This window comes from Pseudomonas anguilliseptica (genome assembly GCF_900105355.1).
GTDB lineage: Bacteria > Pseudomonadota > Gammaproteobacteria > Pseudomonadales > Pseudomonadaceae > Aquipseudomonas > Aquipseudomonas anguilliseptica.
Genome location: NZ_FNSC01000002.1, coordinates 71,725 through 96,637 on the forward strand (window position 1 = coordinate 71,725; position 24,913 = coordinate 96,637).

A 24,913-nucleotide genomic window follows, 5' to 3' on the forward strand; every position below is an offset into this window, starting at 1 on the left:
TATGAACGTCTGGAGCAAATTGCTGACAGCGCTGCGTGGCGGCGCCAATGAAGTGGGTGAGGCCGTGGTTGACGGTCAGGCGCTGCGTATTCTCGATCAGGAGATCCGCGACGCCGATCTAGAGCTGCGCAAGTCCAAGGAAGCCTTGGCTGAGATTATGGCCAAACAGAAACTGGCAAGTGATCGCCTGGGCAAGAGCACGGCGAAGATCGCCGAGTACGAGCAGTACGCGCTCAAGGCCCTAGATGCGGGTAATGAAACCCTGGCCAAGGAAGTTGCCGAGAAGATCGCCAATCTGGAAGCCGAACAAGCCAGCGACCGTGAACAGGCCGATGGTTTTGCGGCCAGTGTGGCGCAGTTGCGCAAAGCCGTGACCCAGGCAGAAGGGCATATCAAACGCCTGAAACAACAGGTCGATACGGTCAAGGCCACGGAAAGCGTGCAGAAAGCCCAGATGGCAGTGGCGCAGCGCTATGGTGGCTCGCAGGCCAAGTTGCATACCGCGGTTGAGTCGCTGGAGCGCATCAAGCTCAAGCAGGCCGAGCGTGCAGCCATGATGGAAGCCAGTGCGGAGCTGGCCGCAACCAGCGCGCCGGATGACGCCTTGGAGGTCAAGCTGCGTGCTGCCGGTATCGTGCCGGATAACGCCAGTGCTGATAGCGTACTGGCACGCCTGAAAAACAAAGCTAAACCCGAAGCCTGAGCGGCTAATGCGGGGGCTTCGGCTCCCGCTTCTTCGACTACTAGGATGTAAAGAAGATGGAGCTATTCATACAGACCGCGCTGTCATTTCCCGTAGTGCTGCTCAGCTTTGCACTCTGCGTGGCGATTCTGTATTGGCTGGTCGCTGCCATGGGGATTGTCGATGTCGATCTGCTGGATATCGAAGTCGACTCGGCACTGGAAAACCATTCGCTGCAACCTGAAGGTTTGGCCGGCCTGTTACTCAAACTGGGCCTGAACGGCGTGCCGGTGACGCTGGTTCTCACCTTGCTGTTCTTTTTCGCCTGGTTCCTCTGCTATTTCGCTGAGCTGTTTTTGTTGCGCTTTCTGCCTTTGGGCATTTTGCGTTACCCCTTGGGTTTGCTGGTGATCGCCGCTGCGCTGATTGCCGTGGTGCCCTTAGTGAGCCTGTTGGTGCGTCCGTTGCGCCCGCTGTTTCTCAAGCTGGAAGCCACCACCAGCAAGTCCGTGCTTGGGCAGGTGGCCATCGTGCGCAGTGGGCGAGTAACTGCAGCTCAGGGTGAGGCGACGCTTGAGGATGGTGGTGCTGGACTGATTCTGCGTGTACGCGCCGATGAGACACATGGCTTAAAGCGTGGCGATCGCGTGGTATTGCTGGAGTACCTGGAGGTCGAACACGCCTATCGGGTGATTACCGAAGACGAGTTCAAGGGCATCTAGCCCGTTTATCAAAGGAGATTGATTGTAATGAGCCTCGAGCTGCTAATGCCTTTTCTGACCGGTTTAGGTCTGTTCTTTCTGGTTGTTTTTGGCTTTTTCGTCCTGTTCAAAGCCTTCTATATCAAAGTGCCGCAAGGTACCGCGCTGATCGTCAACGACATGTCTTCGACGCCCAAGGTGCATTTCACCGGTGCCTTGGTGTACCCGGTGATCAACCTCAAGGAGTTCATGAAGATCTCCCTGATCACCCTGGAAGTGGACCGTCGCGCCAAGGATGGGTTGATCTGCAAGGACAATATGCGTGCCGATATCACCGTGGCCTTCTATCTGCGGGTTAATGAAACCCAGCAGGACGTGCTCAAGGTGGCCAAGGCCATCGGAGTAGAGCGTGCTTCTGACCGCAGTGCGGTCAACGAGCTGTTTAACGCCAAGTTCTCCGAAGCACTGAAAACCGTCGGCAAGCAGTTCGACTTCGTCCAGCTGTTCGAGAATCGCCAGGACTTCCGTGACCGTATCGTCGAAGTGATCGGCAACGACCTTAACGGCTATGTGCTGGAAGATGTGGCCATTGATTACCTGGAGCAGACCTCCAAGGCGTCGCTCGACCCGAGCAATATTCTTGATGCCGAGGGTATCCGCAAGATCACTCAGCTGACTGCTGCGCAGAACGTCATCACCAATGACCTGGAGCGCAATGAAGAGCTGGCGATCAAGAAGAATGTGGAAACCCGCGAGGCGACCTTGGCTCTCGAGCGTCAGCAGGCTGATGCCGAGGCGCGGCAGAAGCGCGAGATCGAAACCATCCGCGCCCGCGAAGAAGCCGAGACCCTCAAGGTCAAGGAAGAAGAGCGCTTGAAAGCCGAGCAGGCGCGCATCACTACCCAGCAGGAGCTGGATATCCGCGCCGAGAACCATCAGCGCGAGGTTGAAGTGGCGCAGCAGAATCGCCAGCGTGCGGTGGTGATCGAGGTAGAAAAAGTCACCCGGGCCAAGGACCTGGAAATCGTTTCCCGTGAGCGCGAAGTCGAGCTGCAGCGCATCGAGAAAGAAAAAGCCCTGGAAGTCGAGCGCAAGAACATCGCCGGGGTGATCCGTGAGCGCGTGGCGGTCGAGAAGACTGTGGCTCAGGAAGAGGAGCGCATCAAGGAAGTGCGTGAAGTATCCGAAGCGGATCGGGCCAAACAAGTCATGGTGCTCAACGCCCAGGCCGAAGCCGAGCAGGAGCTGGTGCGTCAGGTCAAGCAGGCCGAAGCCGACGAGACCCGCTCCCAGCACAAGGCCGTGGAAATCAACAATCTCGCTCTGGCCGAACTGGAAGCCGCCGCCAAGCAGGCCGAAGCCAAGAAGAAAATGGCCGAAGGTATTGAAGCTGAGCGCGCCGCCCCTGGTCTGGCCGATGCGCGGGTGCGTGAAGTCACCGCCGCAGCCAAGGAGAAGGAAGGCCTGGCCGAAGCCCGTGTGCAGGCTGAGCAACTGATTGCCGAAGCCAAGGGTGAGCAGGAAAAGGGCCTGGCCGAGGCACGGGTAACCGAAGCCAAAGCTGCCGCCAAGGAAAAAGACGGCCTGGCCGATGCCAAGGTGCTGGAAGAGAAACTCGGCGCCCAGGCGCGCGGCGAAGAGCAGCTCGGTGCGGCCAAGGCCAAAGCCACCCAGGATCTGGGTATGGCCGAAGCCCACGTGCTACTGGAGCGTCTGAATGCCGAGGCCGAAGGTCTGGGCAAGAAGTTCGGTGCGCTCGATGCGCTCAGCGACAGCGCTCGTCAGCACGAAGAATTCCGCATGCAGTTGGAGAAGAACTTCGAGGAAGCCATGGCCGCCATGGCCGCCATCGCGGCCAACAAGGACATCGCCAAGGATCAGGCCGAGGTGCTGTCCACCGCGCTGGCCAAGGCGAAGATCGAAATCGTCGGCGGCGAAGGCGACTTCTTCAACTCCTTCGCCAAGTCGCTGTCGGTGGGCAAGGCCATCGAAGGCGTGGTCGGCAAGAGCCCGGTGGTGCAGGACGTGTTGGCCCGCCTGCTCAACGGCCGCGTCGGCGAAAGCAAGACGCCAGCGGCTGTGGATAGCAGCGAGAGCTAAGTGTTTGCCGGTAATGGCTGAAAACCAGCGTCTTACCAATAAGTTGGATGTCCTCTTGGGGTTGGCGAAAGCCAACTCCTTGAATGGCCCGTTTATCTCTAATTAGGAAGCCTTATGTCAGAACCACGGGATTATCTGGAAATGTCGTTTCGTTCGATCCAGTGCTTTGCCAATGACGGCCGTCTGGATGTGCAGGAGCTGGGCGCGCTGCTGAATATTGCCGAGCGCGACGGGGTGATTGATGACAATGAAATTCGAGTGCTGAAGAAGATCATTGCGCATATCAAGCCCGAAGAGCTCGATCAGGCGATGCGCGACAAACTGGCCGAAATTGCCCAAAAGATTGGTGCCTAAAAAAGTAGAGCCATGTGCTTTGCTGTTGGGGCTCGTGAAACCGCCCCTTCGCTTCACCCCACCTTGCTAGCAGACAGCGCAGATTCAGGAAGACCACGATGTCGGATGCTCCAGCCGTAGCCCAACCACAGGATGTATTGGACAAGGCCGTCGCCGAAGGCGGTGCCTATGAGGTGCTGCACAAGCGCCTGCGGCAGACTACCGAGGCGCTGAATGCTCAGCGCTTGCAGGAGTTCGGCAGCAGCCAGATGGAGGTGGTCGGACGGGTACGCATCCGTACCGAAAACAACTGCACGGCGCGCGATATCGTCCAGGTCGGCGAGAACCTGCTGTTTGGCTACAACGTGTTCCTCGGCCTGAAAAAGGAAACCCGCGTCGAGGACGTGTTCTCCCTGTATCGCCTGAGCGAGCAGGACGAAGGCTATGAAGCCGAGAGCGTGGCGCTGGCCGACAGCTTTCTCGGCCAGAGCAGCTTCGTTAATGACTTCAACGAGCTCTACACCTATTACAAGAACACCCGCCTGCTGCAACTGCTGGTGCGTGACGGCAAGCTGTTGGCCAGCTTCCAGATCGGCGAGCGAATCAGCGATATCCGGGTGTTCCGCTGGTCGATCTCCGACGGCGGCAAAGAGGTTCGCTATATCGACAACCGCGGCGAGCGCGATATCGCGCTGCCGGCGCCGTTCGATTTCGAGTGGCAGAAAACCTCTCGCGAGATGGTGGTCAATGGCCGCCATCCGCATATGAATATCCTCGACACCATCTTTGTCGAGACCATCGGTGGCGACCTAACGGTCAAGGTCGAGAACAACACCGAAGACGGCTTGGGCATCTACCGCGAGGCGGTGCTGGACAAGACCCAGTCGCTGGACGACGCACAGATCGAGTACGCCAGGCTCGGCAGCCTGATCCTGTTGAAAGTCCTGCCATACCGCGAAGAAGAGTGGCGCTATCTGGTGTTCAACAGCCTGACGCGCAAGGTCGAGCGGATCGACGCCATCGGCCTGGCCTGCGTGCAGTTGCCGGAAGACCACGGCATCATCTTCCCCGGTGGCTACTACCTGCAGAATGGCGAGTCCAAGGCCTTCGAACAGCCCATGGCTGGTATGCGCTTCAAGCGCGCGGTGCGCTCGTCCAATGACGAGGACGTGCAGTACATCTTCTACCACCCGGAAGAAGGCCGCTCGGCGCTGTTCACCTACAACATGATCAATCGCCAGCTGCACAACCCGATCTTCGGTCACGGCTACGCGCGCCTGGAAGACGGGCGTATGGTGATCTTCGCCGCCGAAGGCACCGAGCCGACCCGTATCCACCCGATGCAGGTCTGGCAAACACCGTTCTGCAGCGATGATTTCGCCGCTCGCCAACCGGTGCGCAGCGGCTTCTTCGGGCGCATCGGCAACGCCGAACTGGTGCGTGGCGTCTCCGACCTGCTGGGCCTTAGTCGCGAAATCGAAACCCCGGAAGTCTCGGTGCAGCGTTATACCCAGCTGTGCCAGAACACTCGCCGCCTGTTCGACGTCTACCACTGGCTGGGCGATGCTCAGTGCCAGGGCATGGCGCCGCTGCTGCGTGAAATCGCCGCAACTGGCGAACTGGTGCTCGACGAATTCGAGAAGGTCGAGAGCATTCGCCAGCAATCGGCTCGCGCCATGGCCGAGGCGGAAACCCGGCAGCAGGCGCTGTTATCCAGCCTGCTGATCGATAGCTGGGATGAGGTGCAGCACTTTGTCGACGCGCTCAATGGCATCAACGCCCAGCGTGGCCAGCTGCTGACCATTCGCGATTACCGCTATATCGACGTGGCGCGCATCGACGCCATGGAAACCGAGCTGCTGACGGCCCAGGAGCAGGTCGCGGCCGCCACCTCGGAGTTCCTCGCCAGTAAGGCGGCGCTGGAGCCTTATGTGCAGCAGCTGGCTCAGCTCGACGCCCAGGCGCAGAAGGCCGAAAGCGTCAGCCAACTGAATGAGCCGCTGGTGGCGTTGCAGGCTATGGCCGGCAACCTGGATATGCTGTCCAGCCTGATGGCTTCGCTGCCGATTGACGATGCTACCCAGCGTACCGAAATCGTCGAATCGATTTCCGAAGTCTATGCCCGTCTTAACCAGGCCAAGGCCCGTGCCGAACAGCGCCGCAAGGGCCTGGGTTCGGCAGAAACCGTGGCGCAGTTCGGCGCCCAGTTCAAACTGTTCAGCCAGGGCATCACCAATGCCCTGGCCATGGCCCAGGACCCGGAGCGCTGCGACGAACAACTGTCGCGGCTGTTGGTACAGCTGGAAGAGCTGGAAAGCCAGTTCGGCGATCAGGAGCAGTTCCTCGGCGACATTCTGAGCAAGCGCGAGGAGCTGCTGGAAACCTTCGAAGCGCACAAACAGGCGCTTCTCGATGAACGTCAGCGCAAGGCTCAGGGCCTGCTCGATGCCGCACGGCGCATCCTCGAAAGCCTCGGACGGCGCACTGCGCGCCTGACCCAGCCGGATGAGCTGAACGCCTTCTTCGCCTCCGATCCGCTGATTCTCAAGCTGCGCGAACTGGCCGAGCGCCTGCGCGAGCTGAAGGACAGCGTCAAGGCCGAGGATGTCGAGTCGCGCCTCAAGGCCGCCCGCGATCAGGCGGTGCGTAGCTTGCGCGACAAGAGCGAGCTGTTTGAAGAGGGTGGCAACGTTATCAAGCTCGGTCCGCGCCACCGCTTCAGCGTCAACACCCAGGAGCTGGACCTGACCCTAATGCCGCGCGGCGATCAGCTCTACCTGCACCTGACCGGCACTGAGTTCCTCGAACCGCTACAGAATGCTGAGTTGGAAGCGCTGCGCGACTACTGGCAGGTGTCCCTGGAGTCCGAGTCCGCCACGCTGTACCGCGCCGAGTACCTGGCCGGCGAAGTGCTGGCCGCCGCCGATGCCGGACGCGATGGCCTTAGCCTGGATCTGCTCAAACAGCAGCTAGCTCAGCTGGATGTGCTGACCAAGAGCATTCGCGACTTTGCCGCGCCGCGCTACAAGGAAGGCTACGAGAAGGGCATCCACGATCACGATGCGGCGTTGATCCTCACCCAATTGTTGCCGCTGCGCGACAGTGCCGGGTTGCTTAGCTACGGCGCACTGCCACGCGGTTTCGCCAGTTTCTTCTGGAACCAGGTGCAACGCCGCGACGAGGCCAAGCAATGGCCGCAGCGCGCGCGCAGTGCCCGGCATATCCAGCAGTTGTTTGGCCAGCGCGACAGCCTGTTGCAGTTGCAGGCGGAAATTGCCGAGGCCATGGCCGGCTATATCGCCCAGCAGGGCATAAGCCTGACTCCGGCGACGCTGGCAGAGGCGGCGGAATACCTGGTGCAGGAGCTGGCCGCAGAGCGCATCGAGTTCGTTTTCAGCAAATACGCCCGCGAGGTGCTGGCCGGTTTGCAGGCGCGTTTGCAGACGGCGCATATGTGGGATGTCTATCAGCAAACCCTGGCGCAACTGCAGGATCGCCCAGCGGCGCAATGGGCGCTGGTGGAGAACTGGCTGCGCGGCCTTTGCGCGGCCGAGGAGTTCGCCGCGCTCAGTGCCTATGTGCCTGAAGCCGTGGCCCTGACGCTGCTTGCCGAGGACCTACCCAAGCGCATCACCGAGGTGGATCTGCGCTTTACCGCCAAAGACTTGATGGGCGAACACCCACGAGTGAGCGAACGGCAACTGGTGCTGGCGGTGGACGATTTCTTCGCCCGCCTGCGTGTACATCGCGAGCAGTTTCTGCCCGGTTTGCAGCGCTACCAGGCATTGCGCCAGGAAGTGGTGGCGCGCGAGCGCGAGGCGCTGCGTCTCAATGAGTTCAAGCCCAAGCCGCTCAGCTCCTTCGTGCGCAACAAGCTGATCAACGATGTCTATCTCGGCGTGATCGGCGACAACCTGGCCAAGCAGATGGGCACCGCTGGGGAGAACCGCCGTTCGGATTTGTCCGGTTTGCTGATGCTGATTTCGCCGCCGGGTTACGGCAAGACCACCTTGATGGAATACGTCGCGCACCGCCTCGGTTTGATCTTTATGAAGATCAACGGCCCGGCGCTGGGTCACGAAGTGCGCTCCCTGGACCCGGCCCAGGCGCCGGACGCCACCTCGCGCCAGGAGCTGGAAAAACTCAACCTGGCGCTGGAGATGGGCAACAACGTGATGCTCTATCTCGACGATATCCAGCACACCCATCCGGAATTTCTGCAGAAGTTCATCTCGCTCTGTGATGGCACGCGGCGTATCGAAGGCGTGTGGAAGGGCCGCACCCGTACCTACGACATGCGTGGGCGCAAGTTCTGCGTGATCATGTCGGGCAACCCCTATACCGAGTCCGGCGACGTGTTCAAGATCCCGGATATGCTGGCCAACCGCGCCGACATCTATAACCTCGGCGACACCCTGGGCGGCATGCAGGAAGCCTTTGCGCTGTCCTACATCGAGAACGGCCTCACCTCCAACCCGGTGCTGGCGCCGCTGGCCACCCGCGATATGGCTGACGTCTATCGCTTCGTCGCCAAGGCCGAAGGCAAGCCGTTCTCCAGCAATGAACTGCGCCACAGCTACAGCGCCGCTGAGGTCAACGAAATCGTCACCACCTTGCAGCGCCTGATGCAGGTGCGCGATGTGGTCGGCCGGGTCAACCAGCAGTACATCGCCAGCGCCGCCCAGGCCGATCAGTACCGCACCGAGCCGCCGTTCAAGCTGCAGGGCAGCTACCGCAACATGAACAAGATGGCGGAGAAGATCAGCGCGGTGATGAACGACACCGAGGTGCTGCAGCTGATTGCCGATCACTACCAGGGCGAATCCCAGCTGCTCACCACCGGCGCGGAGGAAAATCTGCTCAAGCTTGCCGAACTGCGTGGCAACATGACCGACGCGCAGGCCGAGCGCTGGGCGCAGATCAAGCGCGACTTTATGCGCAACAAGGCCATGGGCGGCAGCGATACCGATGTTGGCGGACGGGTGGTGGCGCAGCTCAATGATCTGGTCGAGGGTGTGCGTGGCCTGGCCAAGCTGGCACCGGGCGAGCAAGCCGCAGCGCCGACGATTCCCTGGGCCGAGCTGCTCGCCGGCCTGGATAGTCTGGGCAAGCTGCGCCCGCAGGTGGAGGTGATCACGCCGCCACAACCGGCCGTGCAGAAGGTGCTGGAGAGTCTGGCCGACAGTCTGCAGAACAGCTTTCTGCCATTGATCCACGCCATGGACAAGAAGATCGATATCGACCTGCGCACCCACAACCGCATGCTGGAAATCTCCACCCAGCTGCGTGATCTGGGCGAGCAACTGGGCCATGAACAGCGCCTGGGCGGCGACAGCGAAAGCGAAACACCATGAAGGCCGGGCTGTTGCCGCGCGTGCAGCTGTTGCTTGGCATTGCTGCTTTGATGCTGGTGCTGCAGCTGGGTAACAGCCTGAGTGGTTACAGCCTGAATCTCTGGGGTGTTATTCCGCGGCGGCTTGAGTCATTGCCGGGCGTGCTGTTTGCGCCCTGGCTGCATGGCGGTTGGATGCATCTGTTGAGCAACCTCAGCGGCCTGTTGGTGCTGGGGCTGCTGGCCTTGCTCGAATCGCGCCGCGACTTTATCCAGGCCAGCCTGTTTATCATCCTTGGCAGCGGGCTGTTGGTCTGGTTGTTCGGTCGCGAGGGTATCCACGTCGGTGCCAGCGGCTGGTTGTTTGGGCTGTGGGCATTGCTGCTGGCGCGGGCCTGGTTTCGCCGCAGCTGGCTCGATCTGCTGCTGGCGGTGCTGGTGTTCTTTCTGCATGGCGGCTGGGTCTTCGGTCTGCTGCCGCAGCAAGGCGTGTCATTCGAATATCATCTGGCCGGCGCGCTGTGCGGTGGGCTCTATGCGGCCTGGCGCTACACGCCGCGCGCACGGCAAGGAGGTTAAATGGATTTCAATCGTCTCGATCAGCAACTGCGTGACAGTTTGGTCGATCTGCGCCTGAGCAATGAGGAGCGTGATGAGCTGCGCCAGCTCGGCAGCGAACTGACCCCCGATCAGGTGCGTTATATGCGTAACCGCGCCTTTGCCCTGGTCCGTGAGCTGATTCGCCAGTCGGAGAATGCCGAGCTGGCGCTGAAGTGGCTGGAGCAGGTAATCAAGACCCTGGACGCCAATATCGCGCCTACCAGCAACCTGGCCAGCGCCCATTTCAGCCCCGGCGAGGAATGCCGGCGCAAGATCCGCGAGCTGTGCCGGCAGGCGCGCAAGACTGTGGATATCTGCGTCTACACCATCTCAGATGATCTGCTTAGCGAGGAAATTCTCGCCTGTCACCAGCGCGGCCTGGCCGTGCGGGTAATCAGCGACAACGAGAAGCAGTTCGACGCTGGCAGCGATGTGCAGTGGCTGCGCGACAAGGGCGTGCCGCTGCGCATCGATAGCGGCCCCTTCCATATGCACCACAAGTTCGCTCTGTTCGACGGTCGCCTGCTGCTCAACGGCAGCTTCAACTGGACCCGTAGCGCCAGCACTAGCAACGAAGAGAACTTTATGGTGGTCGACAACCCACAGCTGTTGGCGGCTTTCAGTCGTGAGTTTGAAAGCCTGTGGGCGCGTTACGTGGATAACTGATGGACGACTCGTCGCCCGTTCACCGGCTTATCGGCTTCTATCGCAGTTGCTACCTGGCCGACAGCCGCGAGCTGGATCTGGATAACCTGAGTAAGTTGCCGGCCGAGCGCTGGGCCTGGTTGGGCGGTCGCGAAGAGCTGGTCAGTGGTGGTTTGCTCAGCCTGCCGTTGAATGCGGAATTGGGCACTGCCCTGGAGCGCCAGCAAAGCCTCTATCAGCGCGAACTGCAGCTGATTTACGGCGTGCTGCCGATTTGCCGGCGACTGACCCTGGCCGATGCATCCGCCGTACCGGTCTGCGGTCCGCTGTTCTATTACGAAGCGCGATTGCAGCGCACAGCTGACGCGCAGAGCCATTTGCTGACTATCGATCTGCAGCAGCCCCACGGTAATTGGCGACTGTTGCGGCGCTTGCTAGGCGGCGAAGAGCAGGATGCGTTTGCCGGGCTGGTGCTGCCCAGCGAGCCGCTGGATAGCCTGGCTCTGGGCGAACTGTTGTCCTGGGTGGTGGCCAATACCCGGGTGCCGGATGTTGTCGCAGCTGCCGGTTTTCCCGTTTTGGCCGATGTGGCCGTGCTGGACAAGGCGCAACGTCGGCGCAGTCTCTCGCTGCAGTCTGGGGCCATGGTTGCGCTGGTGCCACGTGGCACCGGCAGCCGTGGCATCGCCCACGAATTGCAACAATTGCAGGCGGCCAGCGAGCTGTCGCCGCCGCTGCGCCAGTTACTCGGCGAGCCGGCGCCAGCAGCAAGTGAGGCCGCTGTCAGTTCGCCGGAAAATCTGCCGGCGCAACTTAGCGCTGCCCAATGCCGCGCATTGGCTAATGCCGCGCGCTATCCCTTGAGCCAGATCAGCGGCCCGCCGGGCACCGGCAAAAGCTACACCCTGGCGGCCCTGGCGCTGGATCGCTACCTGCAAGGCGAAAGCGTATTGCTGGTCAGTCGCAGCGAACAGGTGGTGAAAGTTATCGCGCAAAAGCTGCGTGACGACTTCGGCCTGCGTGACGGCGTGTTGGAGTGCGATGGTCAGGGCCAGCTCAAAGGGCTGCGCGAACGCCTGGCGCGGGCCCTGCAGGGCGAACTCGAAACGGTCCAGGAGGGCAGCGAGCGCCAGCAGCGCCGTGAACTCAGCAGCCTGCAACGCAACGAGCAGCGCCTGAGCCGGGCTTTTCGCCGCCGCGGCGAGCAGGCGCTGGCCTGGAGTCGCCTGTTGTTGCGCGCCGAGCGTGGCAGCCTGAGCTTCTGGCAGCGTTGGTTGCAGGTGCCCTGGGTGCGCCAGCGCATCTCTGTCAGCGCGCGGCCTTGGGCGCTGCTCGATGAGTTGCGCGAATGTCAGCAGCGTCGTCAGCGACTCAGTCGTGAATACCTGAATACCTGAATACCTGAATACGTGCCGGGCATTGGGCTTGCAGCGCTTGCTGGCCAAGGATCGGCAGACATTCGTGCATTACAACCAGGCGATCCGCGCGCGCAACTCGCAGCGGCAGTTGGCGCTGTTCGAGGATATCGATCCGGCGCGCCTGTTGGCGGCGTTCCCGATCTGGGTGGTGACCCTCGACGAGCTGCACCGCATGCTGCCGCTGCGCGCCGGCTTGTTCGATGTGATGGTGATGGACGAGGCGACTCAGTGCGATATCGCCTCGGCGCTGCCGGCCTTCCAGCGTTGCAAGCGCGCGGTGGTGGCAGGCGATGCGCGGCAGTTGCGGCATATCTCGTTTTTATCCATCGCCGCTGAGGCGCGCCTTGCCAGCCGTGCGCATGTGCCGGCCGAGCAGGGTGAGCGCTGGAGTTATAGAACCAATAGCGTGCTGGATCTCATGGGCCTGCAACTGGCCCATCAGCAAGCGGTGATCTTTCTCGATGAGCACTTTCGCAGCCGCCCCGCACTGATTCGTTTCAGCAACCAGCAGTTCTACGCCAATCGTTTACGGGTGATGAAAGAGCGCCCGGGGCAGGAGGGCTGCGACAGCCTGCAGCTCGAACGGCTGAGCGGCGAGCGCGGCGCCAACGGGGTCAATCCGGCCGAGGTGGCGCGGGTACTGGCATTGCTCGGCGAACATATGGCGCGCTATGCCGCCAGCCCGGTCAAACCGAGCGTCGGCGTGCTGTCGCCGTTTCGCGATCAGGTCGAGGCGATTCGCAAGCAGGTCGCTGCCACGCTGTCGCTCGAGCAACTGGCTGATTTTCGCCTGCTGATCGCCACGCCTTACGGCTTTCAGGGCGAGGAGCGCGACCTGATGATCATCAGCTTCGCCATGCACGGCGGCGGTGCTCAGGTTGCTACCTACCTTAATCGTGCGGACATGTTCAACGTTGCCATCACCCGCGCCCGTGAGCGTCAGGTGCTGCTGTTCAGCGGCGACGAACAGCAGTTGCCGGCGCAGAACCTGCTGCGCCGTTATCTGGAGTCGATTCGCCCGTTCGCGCCAGCAGCCCGCGCAACGACCGCTGAGGACGCTTTTCAGCGCGAGGTCTGCGCCGCGCTCGAAGCTCATGGTGTCAGCACCTGGGCCGGCTACCCGTTGGCCGGGCTGCTGCTGGATATCTTCTGCCAGCGTGGCGACAAGTGCCTGGCCATCGACCTGATCGGTTTTCCCGGCGAGGGCGAGGGTTTTCTCGAACTGGAACGCTACCTGGTGTTGGCCCGCGCGGGTCTGGAAACTCTGCCACTCAGTTATGGCCTGTGGAGGCTTGAGCCGGAGTTGGCGTTGCAGGCGCTGTTACAGCGTTTGTAATAACGTTTCTGCGCGGCGTTGCCTGCGGCCATCCATCCCTGTTCAAGGCAATCGGCCTGGATTCAGGGTAGACTTGCGGCCTTTCCGAATAGCCAAGAAGCCCCGTCCATGGCCCTGCCGTCTACCACTTATAAAATCGAGCTGAACCTCACCGACATGGACCGCAGCGTCTATGAAAACCTGCGTTTTACCGTGGCCAGACACCCTTCGGAAACCGAAGAACGCCTTGCGGCCCGCCTGGTGGCCTATGCCTTGTTCTATCACGAGCAGCTGGCATTCGGTCGCGGCCTGTCGGATGTGGATGAGCCGGCGTTGTGGGAAAAGAGTCTTGATGACCGCGTGCTGCACTGGATCGAAGTCGGCCAGCCTGACAGTGAGCGCATCACCTGGTGTTCGCGGCGTACCGAGAAATTCAGCCTGGTGGCCTACGGCAATCTGCGCGTATGGCAGACCAAGGCGCTCGCCCCGGTGCGCAGCCTGAAAAATATCAATGTGGTGGCGCTGGATCAGGAGGCGTTGGCTAGCCTGGCGCTGGATATGCCGCGCTCACTGAACTGGAGCGTGATGATCAGCGACGGCGAGCTGTTCGTGACCGATGAGCGCGGTCAGCATGAGTTGCCGATTGAGTGGCTTGCTGGCGAACGCTAAGGCTTAGCTCAACCTACGCGGCCCGCCCCATCCTACGTTTCGCTCCGTCATGATGTTGAGAACCCGCCCCATGCGTATCGAGTCCCGCCCGCTACCCGCCACCCTGCCTGATCTAGGCGCTCTGCCGCCGTTGCTGACCCGCCTGTACGCTGCCCGCGGCGTGCAATCGGCTGCCGAGCTGGATAAGGGCCTGGCGCGGCTGATCCCCTATCAGCAGCTCAAGGGCATGCCAGAAACCGTGGAACTGCTGGTGCAGGGGTTGCAGCAAGGCCAGCGGATGCTGATCGTCGGCGATTTCGATGCCGATGGTGCCACTGCCAGTACGGTTGGTGTGCTGGGGCTGCGCATGCTCGGCGCGGCCCATGTCGATTACCTGGTGCCCAATCGTTTCGAGTACGGCTATGGCCTGACTCCGGAGATCGTCTCGGTGGCGCTGGAGCGCGAGCCTCAGCTGTTGATCACCGTGGATAACGGTATTTCCAGCGTCGAAGGTGTAGCGGCGGCCAAGGCCGCTGGTTTGACCGTGCTGGTAACCGATCACCATTTGCCCGGTGCCGAGTTGCCGGCAGCGGATGCCATCGTCAATCCCAATCAGCCAGGTTGCGAGTTCCCCAGCAAGGCATTGGCCGGGGTTGGGGTGATGTTCTATGTGCTGCTGGCCCTGCGTGCGCGGCTGCGGGAAATGGGCTGGTTTACTGCGCTGCGCCCGGAGCCGAACCTGGGTGAGCTGCTTGATCTGGTGGCCCTGGGCAGCGTCGCCGACGTGGTGCCGCTGGATGCCAACAACCGCATTCTGGTGCATCAGGGCCTGGCGCGGATTCGTGCGGGGCGGGCACGACCGGGGTTGCGCGCAATTCTTGAGGTGGCGGGGCGTGATCATCGGCGCATTACCTCCACCGACCTGGGTTTTATCCTTGGTCCACGGCTGAATGCGGCGGGGCGCCTGGATGATATGGCGTTGGGCATCGAATGCCTGCTCTGTGAAGACGAGGCGCTGGCCCGCGATATGGCGGTTCAGCTGGATCAGCTTAATCAGGACCGCAAGGCCATCGAGCAGGGTATGCAGCGCGAGGCCTTGGCCCAGCTCAAGGACCAGCCACTGGAAGATATGCCCTTTGGTCTGTGTCTATTCGAGCCAGACTGGCACCAGGGAGTAATAGGCATCCTCGCCTCGCGGATGAAAGAGCGTTATCACCGTCCGACCATTGCCTTTGCCGATGCTGGCGATGGCGTGCTGAAAGGGTCGGCGCGTTCGGTGCCGGGTTTTCATATCCGTGATGCGTTGGATGCGGTCGCCGCCAAACACCCTGAGCTGATCAGCAAGTTCGGTGGCCATGCCATGGCGGCGGGGCTGTCACTGCCACAGGCGAATTTTGCCGCCTTTGCCGCCGCCTTCGATGCTGAGGTGCGCCGCCAGCTGTGTGAAGACGATCTGACCGGCCGCTTGTTGTCTGATGGCGCCCTGTCCATTGAAGAGTTCCATCTGCCCTTGGCCAAGGAACTGCGCAATGCCGGGCCGTGGGGGCAGCATTTCCCCGAGCCGCTGTTTCATGGCGTATTTCAGCTGGTGCAGCAACGGGTGGTCGGCGAGCGGCATCTGAAGGTGGTGCTGAAAAGCGAATGTGGCAGCGTGCAGCTCGATGGCATCGCCTTTGGTGTAGACCGCGAAATCTGGCCGAACCCGACTGTGCGCTGGGTCGAGCTGGCCTACAAGCTGGACGTCAATGAGTACCGTGGGCAGGAAAGTGTGCAGCTGCTGATCGCCCATATCAGCCCGCGGTGATTGGGCTAGCCCTGCGGTGCGGACGCGGCTGAGCCATCGGCCAGCGCTCGTTCGCTTAACTCATTCCAGCGCGCGAGAAACTGCGGTGGCTGGCTGACGCGCTGCGGTGACTTGGCCAGAAACACACCATGGTTATTGAAGGAATACACCGGCAACAGATCATCACGCTCACTGGCTGGGCGGATGCGCGGGTCAAGGTTGTCGAGAATCAGCGGTTGCTCGCTGGCGCTGGGGTAATAGGCCAGCACCATATGCGCCTGATTCTGCTTGAGCGCCTTGACGAAGGTCAGGCGCAGCTTCTCACTCGGCACACCCATACGTACCAGGCTGAAGTATTTGGCGATGGCGAAATCTTCGCAGTCGCCTTTGCCCAAGCTGAGTGTCTGTGCCGGTGTGGCCCAATAGTCATCGGCGCCCCAGGCCTGTTGGTCGCTGACAAAACTCACCGAACGGTTGATAAAGTGATTGACCCGCTCCAGCTGGGCGCGCTCGTTATCGCTGGCTGAGTTGTCGAGCAGGTTGAGCCAGCTGGCCAGGCGTGTATCACAGAGCGCCGCCGCCAGGGCACTGTGCTGAGTGCTCGGTGCATCGGCCACCAGCACTGGGCTGAATAGCCAGCAACTGGCAAGCAGCAAGCGGTGAACGTAGCGGTTGGCGCGTGGTGGCATGGCGCGAAGTCTCCGGCGTCGGCTCTTGATAGCCTTTTGCCGTTGCTGAGGTTTGTGTGCCCGCCATCCTTGGCGGGCACCCTGCGGGCCGTCGCTGCGCGACGTTAAAAATTGCGCCCGGTAATTTTTTGTAGCGCCATCCTATCGGCGTCAAATATAGAACGACTATCGTCAGAATGTGATGGTGACCACTCTTTGACATATTTGCAGGCGGATAACCGACGAATAGCCGGTTTCCCTGGTTTTCACGTCCGTTGGCAATCTTTCGAAGCACTCTGACGTTAGGGATCCTCTGAAGTAGCCATGCATTTCTGGCTGACGTCAGCCTCTGCTGATTTCGAAAGTGATAAATCGATCAAAAACGATCAGATTACCGGCTCATTTCTGTGTTTTTAGCCGCCGCGAGCACCTCGCGGCAGCCATTTCCAGCATTACGGGCGCACCTCTCCTGCATTCGTCAGTAAATGTCGGCGCGCCATCCACAGATTTGACAGCGCGAATAAAGTCACCAGTTGCGCCGTGTTTTTGACCAGGCCACGGAAGCGCGTCTTCACATAACCGAACTGACGCTTGATCACCCGAAACGGATGCTCGACCTTGGCTCGCACTTGGGCCTTGGCCTTCTCGATTTTGCGCTTGGCTTTGTACAGCGCGCTGCGCTTACCGAGTTTCTTGTAAGTGCTACGCCGTGCTGCAACCTGCCAGATCACTTGACGGCCCTCATGCTCGGGGCGCTTCTCGACACCGGTATATCCGGCATCGGCCCCCACCATGTTTTCCTCGCCGTGCAGCAGCTTATCGACCTGGGTGACATCCGCCACGTTGGCGGCAGTACCCACCACGCTGTGCACCAAGCCAGACTCGTCATCCACCCCGATGTGCGCCTTCATGCCGAAGTAATACTGATTGCCTTTCTTGGTTGAGTGCATCTCAGGGTCACGCTTACCGTTCTTGTTCTTGGTTGAACTCGGCGCGTTGATCAGCGTGGCATCGACGATGGTGCCTTGGCGCAGCGACAAACCACGGTCACCCAGGTAGCCATTGATCACGGCCAGGATGCCGGCAGCCAGTTCGTGTTTTTCCAGCAAGCGGCGGAAGTTGAGGATGGTGGTTTCGTCAGGAATGCGCTCCAGAGTCAGCCCGGCAAACTGGCGTAGGATGGTGGTCTCGTACAGCGCCTCTTCCATCGCCGGATCGCTGTAACCGAACCAGTTTTGCATCAGATGCACTCGCAGCATCGCCATCAGCGGATAGGACGGTCGGCCGCCTTCACCCTTTGGATAATGCGGCTCGATCAAAGCGATCAACCCTTTCCATGGCACTACCCGATCCATCTCGATCAGGAACAATTCTTTGCGGGTCTGCTTGCGCTTGCCGGCGTACTCGGCGTCGGCGAAGGTCATCTGCTTCATCGGAAAACTCGGCGGGTGGAGTGCGGATATTTTGCCAAAATCAGGAAGTCTTTTTCAGACCATCCTTAGGTGGCGAGAAACCTCCGTCTCTAGAATCAGTCTGTGTGTTTGCACAACTTTTTAGGGAGAGCGCTTGATGATTACCCGTGGCTTGCTTGATCAGTTGTTGAAATCCGGCCAGGACCTGATGCAGCAGAAATCCGCAGGCGGCTCGACCGGTGGCTTAGGTGGGGCTCTGGGCGGTTTGCTTGGCGGCACCGGTAAAGGTGGCCAGGGCGGTGATCTGGGTACGCTGCTCAAGGGGGCGGGTGGTGGCGCGCTGGCCGCCGGTGCGCTGGGCATGCTGCTGGGCAACAAGAGTGCACGCAAGATGGGTAGCAAGGCGCTGACCTATGGTGGCCTGGCCGCGCTCGGCGTGGTTGCCTACAAGGCTTACAACAACTGGCAGGCGCAGCAGGCCAATGCGCCGCAGGGTGAGCCACAAACCCTGGATCGTTTGCCGGCACCGCAGGCCGAGCTGCACAGTCAGGCAATTCTCAAGGCACTGGTCGGCGCGGCCAAAGCCGATGGCCATGTCGATGCTCGCGAGCGGCAGTTGATCGAAGGCGAGCTGGTCAAGCTCACCAGTGACGCCGAATTGCAGCATTGGCTGCAGGCCGAATTGAACAAGCCGCTGGACCCCGCCGAAATTGCCCGCGCGGCCAGTACGCCGGAAATGGCCGCAGAAATGTATATCGCCAGCGTACTGATGGTCGATGAAGAGCACTTTATGGAGCGCGCCTATCTGGAAGAGCTGGCTCGCCAGCTCAAGCTCGATCCGGCGCTAAAGGCCGAGCTTGAGGCTCAGGTGCGTCAAGAGCTGGTGGCCGGCTAATACCGCGTAGCGGCCATTTGCCAAGGGGTGTGGCCGCTAACCGGCGGCCTCCCTATAATTGGCGTTTTTCCTCGCTATGGATGGACGCCCGATGCGCCGTACCTACACCAATTGTTTGCTGAGTCTGGCGCTGGTTCTTTTCAGCGCAATCGTGCATTCCGCGCCTGATATGGCGCTGACTCAAGTGCAGCTGGCGCAGGTGCAGGTGTTTCGCGCCAGTACTGATCTGTTTATCCATCGCGGTGAAGGCGGACATGCCGAGCTGGCGGCCAAGGTGCAGGCCGACCTGAGCAAGCTGCGGGAAAGCCTGACGACCTTGCAGGCGCAGCCGCTGACCGATTCGGCGCGCTTGGCGATGGAGCAGTTGCAGTCACCCTTGGCAGCCTTTACTGCATTGGTCGAGCAAACCCTAGCCTATAACCCCAGTGAGCCGGACCTGCCCTGGGAGTTCAACCTCCAGTACAGCAAGGCTCAGCGCGAGTTGGTGGCGGCTTTGGAGGCACTTGAGCAGCAACTGCTGAAAGGCCTGGCGCAGCCATTGTCTGCGGCGGATCTGCGTTTGCAAAGCCTGCCGGCCAAGGTGCAATACCTGGCGGCGCGCTACACCGCGCGGGCTTATGTTGGTGATATCGAGACCCTGCCCGAGCAACAGCAGCATTACCTGAATCAGGATATCGACGTGCTGGCCAAGCAGGTCGATACCGAACTCGCCACCCTGGCGACTGAATTGACCGGCGAGCAGCAACAGCGTTTGCAGCGGGCGCAGACGCGCTGGAAGTTTATCTACTCGCGCCTGGTCGGCTACAACGACAACCTGGTGCCGCTGGTGGTCGAGCGGCATGCGGCCGAAATGGCGGACCAGTTGCTGCGCCTACGGGCTAAATAAGCCTCATTGCTTGTAGGCCGAGTGGAACACTGCGCAGTTCTTGCCTGCATGCTTCGCCCGGTATAGGGCCTGGTCGGCCAGTTCCAGTGCTTCGGCCAGGTTGCTGCTGTCCAGCGGCCATAGCGCGCCGCCGATGCTGCAGCCAACCATAACCTGATTGTTGCCCAGATCGACCGGCGCACTTAGCGCCGCGAGGGTGCGTTCGGCCACCGTTGTGCCTGACTCAGGGCTTCACCGCTGGGCACTTGGAGCACCATCAGGAACTCGTCACCACCCAGGCGTGCGGCCAGATCGCCTTCGCGCAGGCAGCTGCGCAGGCGTACCGCCACTTCACGTAGCAGCTGATCGCCTGCGGCATGGCCGAACTGGTCGTTGATCGGCTTGAAACCATCCAGATCCAGATAGAACAACGCCAGGCAATTGCTGTTGGCCTGGCTGCGTTGCTGTGCGCGTGGTAAGTAGCTTTCCAGGGCGACTCGATTGGGCAGGCCGGTGAGCGCGTCCTGGTGAGCAAGGTTTTCCATGACGCCGAGGGCGTTTTGCTGGTGGGTCAGGCTTTCCACCAGATGGCGAATCGAGTTGCTGAGGATCTCGATCTCGCGGGTGCTTTTCAGTTCAGGGATAACGCTGATTTCACCAGCGCTAAGGCGATCCGCCGCTTCGGCAATCTGCCGCAAGGGGCGGGTGAAATAACCGGTCACCAGCCAGCCGAGTAGGGCGAACAGCAGCGCCAGGCCACTGCCCCAGAGCAGGATGTAGCGCGTTGTTTCGCGCGCCGGGGCGTAGGCTTCATCCAGTGGCTGGCGGGCGATCACCGTCCAGCCCAGGCCTTTGTAATCCATATGGCCCTGGCTTAGCGCCAGGCCCGTCAGGTACTGCTTGCCGTCCGGCTATTCCTGCACGGCCCAGAGGTCCTGGCGTTGCGCCACTTCGTTGAGGGCCGGCAGGTGCAGGCGTTGGCCAATCATTTCCTTGGGGGCGAGCAGCACGGTACGGTCTTGGCCGATCACGAAGAACTTGACATTGCGGCGCTTCTGGATCGGTTCGAGGATGGATAGGCGTACTTCGTCGGCCCATGACCAGGACAGGTGCGAAGCCAGCACGCCCACCAGGCTGCCATCCGCGGCAAACACTGGCAGGCTGATGTCGACGAACTTCATCGCCTCGCCAGTCGGGTTGGGCAGCAGCTTGGCCAGTAGCACGGCCTCATGCACGTCGCCGATAAACACGGTTTTCTGCGCTTCCATGAAAACCGGGCGCTGGGCGATGCTGGCACCTTCCAGCACACCATCGCTGGAGGCCAGCACCGTGCCCTTGGTGTCGGTAAAGCCGATCCAGGCGATGCTGGGGAACTCGGTCTGCAGGCGGTCGAGCAATACGCGAACCTCGACGATATCGTCCGGCTGGCGCAGTGCGCGCAGTTTGCCGATCACCTGGAGCATGGCGGCGCGGCTCTGCATGTCACGGTCCAGGCGGTCGACCATCATAAAGGAGACTTCGGCCAGGTCGCGGCCGACTTCCTCGCGGATACGCTGACTGGCGTCCTGGCCAATCAGGGCGCCGAGCAATCAGCTCAGACTGGCAACCAGCAGGGCGATCAAAATAGCAAAGCGACTACGCAGGCTGTGCGATGAACTCATGGCACGACGGCTCCTGTGGGCGGACAGGCAGTGTAAAGGCAGGCCTTAGAACCTGTTGACGATCTCGCGAGCTAGAGCCGGGCAAGGCAAAAACAGGCGAGGGAGCGGAGTGTACGAGCTGTACATGAGCATCCCGAGGCGGTTTTTAACGCAGCACGGCCGACGCGCAGCAGATAGTCGACAGGTTCTGAGTATAGTGCGCCGTTGGTCTGCACTGTTGTGCGCCAGCGCCAATTGCGGGCTGCAAGGGCTGATTCGACTGGGGTATACTCGCCGGCTTTTCCGAAAGTTTGACCTACGAGTGCTGCCAGCCATGGAAATCAACCCGATCCTTAATAGCATCAAGGACCTGTCCGAGCGCACCCAGACTATTCGGGGGTATCTTTGACTACGATCACAAGCATGATCGTCTGGTCGAAGTAAACCGCGAACTCGAAGACCCGAACGTCTGGAACAAACCCGAATACGCCCAGAGCTTGGGCCGTGAGCGCGCCACGCTGGCGCAGATAGTCGAAACCATCGACGATCTGACCGGCAGCCTGGCCGATTCGCGCGACCTGCTCGATATGGCCGTCGAAGAAGACGACCAGGGCGCGGTCGACGACGTCGCTGCTGAAATCGAACGCCTGCGCGAAATTCTCGAGAAGTTGGAATTCCGCCGCATGTTCAGCCACGAGATGGACCCGAACAACTGCTACCTGGACATCCAGGCCGGCTCCGGCGGTACAGAAGCGCAAGATTGGGCCAATATCCTGCTGCGCATGTACCTGCGCTGGGCTGACAAGCGCGGTTTCAGCGCCGAGATCGTCGAGTTGTCCGAAGGTGAAGTCGCCGGTATCAAGGGCGCCACTGTGCATATAAAAGGCGAATACGCCTTTGGTTGGCTGCGTACCGAAATCGGCGTGCACCGTCTGGTGCGCAAGAGCCCGTTCGACTCAGGCGCCCGTCGCCACACCTCGTTCTCGGCGGTGTTCGTGTCGCCCGAGATCGACGACAAGGTCGAGATCGAGATCAATCCGTCGGACCTGCGCATCGATACCTATCGCTCCTCCGGCGCCGGTGGTCAGCACGTCAACACCACCGATTCGGCTGTACGTATCACCCACGTACCGACCAACACCGTGGTGGCGTGCCAGAACGAGCGCTCGCAGCACGCCAACAAGGACACCGCCATGAAAATGCTGCGGGCCAAGTTGTACGAGCTGGAAATGATGAAGCGCAACGCCGCGTCTCAGGCCCTGGAAGACTCCAAGTCGGATATCGGCTGGGGGCATCAGATTCGCTCCTACGTGCTTGATGACTCGCGCATCAAGGATCTGCGTACTGGCGTCGAACGCAGCGATTGCCAGAAGGTGCTCGATGGCGACCTCGACCAGTACCTCGAGGCCAGCCTGAAGCAGGGCCTTTGATCCGTTCCCGCCGGAGTGAGCTCAGCTCGCTCCGGCCAGTAACCCCTTTGATTTAGATGCCAGGCAGATAGACGACCATGAGCGACCAACAACTCGACCAGAACGAACTGCAACAGGACGAAAACAAGCTGATTGCCCAGCGCAAGGAAAAGCTTGCTGCCATCCGTGAGCAGGGCAATGCCTTCCCCAACGACTTCCGCCGCGACAACTACTGCGCCGACCTGCAGAAACAGTACGCCGAGAAGACCAAGGAAGAGCTGGCCGAGGCTGCCATTCCGGTCAAGGTGGCCGGGCGCATCATGCTCAACCGTGGCTCGTTCATGGTGATTCAGGACATGACCGGACGCATCCAGCTCTACGTCAACCGCAAGACCCTCTCCGAAGAAACCCTGGCCGGGGTGAAAACCTGGGACATGGGCGACATCATCTCCGCCGTTGGCACTCTGGCTCGTTCCGGCAAGGGTGACCTGTATGTGGAAATGACCGACGTGCGCCTGCTGACCAAATCGCTGCGCCCGCTGCCGGACAAGCACCACGGCCTGAGCGACACCGAGCAGCGCTACCGCCAGCGCTATGTCGACCTGATCGTCAACGAAGATGTGCGCCAGACTTTCCGCGTGCGTTCCCAGGTGATCGCCCACATCCGCAGCTTCCTGATGAAGCGCGACTTCCTCGAAGTCGAAACGCCGATGCTGCAGACCATTCCCGGCGGCGCTGCGGCCAAGCCGTTCGAGACCCACCACAACGCCCTGGATATGCAGATGTTCCTGCGTATCGCCCCGGAGCTGTACCTCAAGCGGCTTGTTGTTGGCGGGTTTGAAAAAGTGTTCGAGATCAACCGCAACTTCCGTAACGAAGGTGTTTCGACTCGGCACAATCCCGAGTTCACCATGCTCGAGTTCTACCAGGCCTACGCCGACTACGAAGACAACATGGACCTGACCGAGGAGCTGTTCCGCGAGTTGGCCCAGCTGATTCTGGGAACTACCGACGTGCCCTATGGCGACAAGGTGTTCCACTTCGGCGAGCCGTTCGTGCGCCTGTCGGTGTTCGACTCGATCCTCAAGTACAACCCGGAAATCACCGCTGCCGATCTCAACGACATCGACCGCGCTCGTGAGATCGCCAAGAAGGCCGGCGCCAAGGTGCTCGGCTTCGAAGGCCTGGGCAAGCTGCAGGTGATGATTTTCGAGGAGCTGGTCGAGCACAAGCTGGAGCAGCCGCACTTCATTACCCGCTACCCGTTCGAAGTCTCGCCGCTGGCCCGTCGTAGCGACGACGATCCGAGCGTCACCGACCGCTTCGAGCTGTTTATCGGCGGCCGCGAAATCGCCAACGCCTACTCCGAGCTCAACGATGCCGAAGACCAGGCCGCGCGCTTTATGCAGCAGGTGGCCGACAAGGACGCCGGCGACGACGAGGCCATGCACTTCGACGCCGACTTCGTCCGCGCCCTGGAGTACGGCATGCCGCCGACAGCCGGTGAGGGTATTGGTATCGACCGTCTGGTGATGCTGCTGACCAATTCACCGTCGATTCGCGACGTGATCCTGTTCCCGCACATGCGCCCGCAGGCCTGATGTTGCTAAGCCGCCTCCGGGCGGCTTTTTATTACCTGACTTTTTATTGCCTGCAGATGGATTGTTTTTGCGATTTACTGACTAAGTCATTAGTAATCTTGAATAAACGACAGAGGATCGTCCTGCTGTGACAGCTAAGCCCGCCCAAGAAAGCGCCACCCTGGTGGCCAACGCCGTCGCTGAGAGCGTGCAGTACCACGGCCGCAAAGCCAGCCGACAGGGCAGTGAACAGCGCCGTCAGGCCATTCTCGATGCCGCCATGCGCATTATCGTGCGTGAAGGCGTACGTGCCGTCCGCCATCGTGCGGTGGCTGCAGAAGCCGAAGTACCTCTCTCGGCGACTACTTATTACTTCAAAGACATCAACGATCTGATCACCGATACCTTCGCTCAGTTCGTTGAGCGCAGCGCGGCGCACATGGGCCAGTTCTGGAGCAGTACCGAAGGGCTGCTGCGTGAGCAGGTTAGCCGCCTGGATGGCAGCGCCGAGGCGCGTCGGCGTCTGGCCAATGAGATTGCCCGGTTAGCCGTGGAGTATGTGCGCCAGCAGTTGCTGACTCGTCGTGAACACCTGCTGGCCGAGCAGGCCTTTCAGCAGGAGGCTTTGCTTAACCCGCGCCTGCACGGGCTGTTGCGCGCCCATCGGCAGATTCTGCTGCAAGGCGTGACGCACTTCTTCGAGGTGCTGGGTTCGCAGCAGGCGGAGCAGGATGCCAAGCTCTTGACGGCGATTATTGTGCGCATGGAGTATCAGGGCCTGCTCGATGGTGTCGATCATCTGGACAGTGAAGAGATGTTGGCCATGCTTAAACGTTATATGCATCTGGTGCTGGGGCTATAGCCCACTAAATCCGTTCACAAGGAGA

At 60.8% G+C, this 24,913-nt stretch carries 21 protein-coding genes; 16 read left to right on the forward strand and 5 right to left on the reverse strand.

The window, feature by feature from the left end; all coding sequences use genetic code 11:
• The first annotated feature begins 1 nt into the window (after position 1).
• The 11 genes from BLW24_RS24845 to recJ all read left to right on the forward strand — a co-directional run bounded on the left by BLW24_RS24845 (position 2) and on the right by recJ (position 15,578).
• Complete coding sequence (locus BLW24_RS24845; protein ID WP_090387915.1) at positions 2-703, forward strand: PspA/IM30 family protein; 702 nt, start codon at positions 2-4, stop codon at positions 701-703.
• A 56-nt stretch (positions 704-759) separates the two neighbouring features.
• Positions 760-1,404: an OB-fold-containig protein gene (locus BLW24_RS24850; RefSeq protein ID WP_090387916.1), complete on the forward strand. Its 645-nt coding sequence runs from the start codon at positions 760-762 to the stop codon at positions 1,402-1,404.
• A 27-nt stretch (positions 1,405-1,431) separates the two neighbouring features.
• Positions 1,432-3,483 carry a flotillin family protein gene (locus tag BLW24_RS24855; protein ID WP_090387917.1) on the forward strand — a complete coding sequence of 684 codons (2,052 nt, stop codon included), beginning with the start codon at positions 1,432-1,434 and terminating at the stop codon, positions 3,481-3,483.
• Positions 3,484-3,597: 114 nt separating this feature from the next.
• Complete coding sequence (locus BLW24_RS24860; RefSeq protein ID WP_090387918.1) at positions 3,598-3,837, forward strand: hypothetical protein; 240 nt, start codon at positions 3,598-3,600, stop codon at positions 3,835-3,837.
• A 98-nt stretch (positions 3,838-3,935) separates the two neighbouring features.
• On the forward strand, positions 3,936-9,170 hold the full coding sequence (locus BLW24_RS24865) for a DNA repair ATPase (protein WP_090387919.1): 5,235 nt from the start codon (positions 3,936-3,938) through the stop codon (positions 9,168-9,170).
• A complete protein-coding gene (locus BLW24_RS24870) occupies positions 9,167-9,727 on the forward strand; it encodes a rhomboid family intramembrane serine protease (RefSeq protein ID WP_090387920.1) in 561 nt (186 codons plus the stop codon). Before BLW24_RS24865 ends, BLW24_RS24870 begins: the two co-directional genes overlap by 4 nt.
• Entirely contained in the window at positions 9,728-10,414 is a 687-nt protein-coding gene (locus BLW24_RS24875; protein ID WP_090387921.1) for a phospholipase D-like domain-containing protein, read from the forward strand.
• Positions 10,414-11,790 (forward strand): hypothetical protein, encoded by a 1,377-nt coding sequence (locus BLW24_RS26740; protein ID WP_244161297.1) that lies wholly within the window; start codon positions 10,414-10,416, stop codon positions 11,788-11,790. Before BLW24_RS24875 ends, BLW24_RS26740 begins: the two co-directional genes overlap by 1 nt.
• Positions 11,791-11,812: 22 nt before the next feature.
• Positions 11,813-13,147, forward strand: a complete 1,335-nt coding sequence (locus BLW24_RS26745; protein ID WP_244161298.1) for a DEAD/DEAH box helicase — start codon at positions 11,813-11,815, stop codon at positions 13,145-13,147.
• A gap of 108 nt (positions 13,148-13,255) precedes the next feature.
• Complete coding sequence (locus BLW24_RS24885) at positions 13,256-13,795, forward strand: YaeQ family protein (RefSeq protein ID WP_090387922.1); 540 nt, start codon at positions 13,256-13,258, stop codon at positions 13,793-13,795.
• A gap of 70 nt (positions 13,796-13,865) precedes the next feature.
• Positions 13,866-15,578, forward strand: a complete 1,713-nt coding sequence (gene recJ, locus BLW24_RS24890) for a single-stranded-DNA-specific exonuclease RecJ (RefSeq protein ID WP_090387923.1) — start codon at positions 13,866-13,868, stop codon at positions 15,576-15,578.
• Between the two features lie 5 nt (positions 15,579-15,583).
• Here the strand turns inward: recJ and BLW24_RS24895 are convergent, their stop codons facing one another.
• A complete protein-coding gene (locus tag BLW24_RS24895) occupies positions 15,584-16,246 on the reverse strand; it encodes a transglutaminase-like cysteine peptidase (protein WP_090387924.1) in 663 nt (220 codons plus the stop codon).
• A 431-nt stretch (positions 16,247-16,677) separates the two neighbouring features.
• Positions 16,678-17,658, reverse strand: coding sequence for an IS5 family transposase (locus BLW24_RS24900; RefSeq protein WP_090375326.1), 981 nt, complete (start codon positions 17,656-17,658; stop codon positions 16,678-16,680).
• A gap of 136 nt (positions 17,659-17,794) precedes the next feature.
• Here BLW24_RS24900 and BLW24_RS24905 point away from each other — a divergent pair, with 136 nt between their 5' ends.
• Both BLW24_RS24905 and BLW24_RS24910 read left to right on the forward strand, forming a co-directional pair.
• Positions 17,795-18,532: a tellurite resistance TerB family protein gene (locus BLW24_RS24905; RefSeq protein ID WP_090387925.1), complete on the forward strand. Its 738-nt coding sequence runs from the start codon at positions 17,795-17,797 to the stop codon at positions 18,530-18,532.
• 91 nt (positions 18,533-18,623) lie between these two features.
• The gene (locus BLW24_RS24910) at positions 18,624-19,418 is read left to right on the forward strand and encodes a hypothetical protein (RefSeq protein ID WP_139272759.1); all 795 of its coding nucleotides are present in this window, start codon (positions 18,624-18,626) and stop codon (positions 19,416-19,418) included.
• 3 nt (positions 19,419-19,421) lie between these two features.
• On the opposite strand, the gene BLW24_RS26915 is transcribed toward BLW24_RS24910, so the two are convergent.
• The 3 genes from BLW24_RS26915 to BLW24_RS26755 are packed head-to-tail and all read right to left on the reverse strand — an operon-like array spanning position 19,422 to position 20,986.
• Entirely contained in the window at positions 19,422-19,628 is a 207-nt protein-coding gene (locus tag BLW24_RS26915; protein ID WP_276326469.1) for a diguanylate cyclase domain-containing protein, read from the reverse strand.
• On the reverse strand, positions 19,601-20,260 hold the full coding sequence (locus BLW24_RS26750) for a GGDEF domain-containing protein (protein WP_276326470.1): 660 nt from the start codon (positions 20,258-20,260) through the stop codon (positions 19,601-19,603). The genes BLW24_RS26915 and BLW24_RS26750 overlap by 28 nt, the downstream gene beginning before the upstream one ends.
• 48 nt (positions 20,261-20,308) lie before the next feature.
• Entirely contained in the window at positions 20,309-20,986 is a 678-nt protein-coding gene (locus BLW24_RS26755) for a PDC sensor domain-containing protein (RefSeq protein ID WP_244161299.1), read from the reverse strand.
• Positions 20,987-21,371: 385 nt separating this feature from the next.
• Here BLW24_RS26755 and prfB point away from each other — a divergent pair.
• The 3 genes from prfB to BLW24_RS24930 all read left to right on the forward strand — a co-directional run bounded on the left by prfB (position 21,372) and on the right by BLW24_RS24930 (position 24,888).
• Positions 21,372-22,467, forward strand: a protein-coding gene (gene prfB, locus BLW24_RS24920) for a peptide chain release factor 2 (RefSeq protein WP_108486710.1) whose coding sequence is annotated in 2 segments (ribosomal slippage) — positions 21,372-21,443 and positions 21,445-22,467 — 1,095 coding nt in all. Because the reading frame shifts where the segments join, the coding sequence is not laid out codon by codon here.
• A gap of 77 nt (positions 22,468-22,544) precedes the next feature.
• Entirely contained in the window at positions 22,545-24,047 is a 1,503-nt protein-coding gene (gene lysS, locus BLW24_RS24925; RefSeq protein ID WP_090387927.1) for a lysine--tRNA ligase, read from the forward strand.
• A 127-nt stretch (positions 24,048-24,174) separates the two neighbouring features.
• Positions 24,175-24,888 carry a TetR/AcrR family transcriptional regulator gene (locus tag BLW24_RS24930; RefSeq protein ID WP_090387928.1) on the forward strand — a complete coding sequence of 238 codons (714 nt, stop codon included), beginning with the start codon at positions 24,175-24,177 and terminating at the stop codon, positions 24,886-24,888.
• Positions 24,889-24,913 lie beyond the last annotated feature (25 nt).